The sequence below is a fragment of the Massilia sp. UBA6681 genome (assembly GCF_002454935.1).
In the GTDB taxonomy this organism is placed as follows: domain Bacteria; phylum Pseudomonadota; class Gammaproteobacteria; order Burkholderiales; family Burkholderiaceae_D; genus Telluria; species Telluria varians.
This window is the reverse complement of the sequence record NZ_DKJX01000051.1, coordinates 1-326: the sequence shown is the minus strand read 5'-3', so window position 1 is coordinate 326 and position 326 is coordinate 1. Positions and strand designations below refer to the sequence as shown.

The following is a 326-nucleotide window of genomic DNA, read 5'->3' as shown; positions in this document are numbered from 1 at the left end:
CTCGACCAGCGCACCGTGGACGTCCACGTACTGCGCCTGCGCAAGGCGCTGGGACGCGCCAAGTCCCTGCTCAAGACCGTGCGCGGGGCCGGCTACATGCTGTCCGCGGCCTGAGGCAGGCCTTGTCATCGGGATGACATGTTTGCTAAGTAGACTTGCGGCAACTTTGCGTCCTTGACCCAGCCTGCATGAGCATCCACGCCGCCGTCCGCACCGCTTCTCGCACCAACCGCTATCTCGTTTTCGTCTGGCCGCTCCTCGCGCTGCTCCTGTGCGCGGCGCTGTGGATCGCCACCGTGCTGCGCGCCGAGGCCGAGCGCGCGCGC

General features: G+C 67.8%; 1 protein-coding gene. It reads left to right on the top strand.

Going from position 1 to position 326, the window contains the following annotated elements; all coding sequences use genetic code 11:
- Positions 1 to 114 (top strand): winged helix-turn-helix domain-containing protein (locus tag B2R83_RS07520; RefSeq protein ID WP_292039861.1); only part of this gene is annotated, 114 nt, incomplete at its 5' end.
- Positions 115 to 326 lie beyond the last annotated feature (212 nt).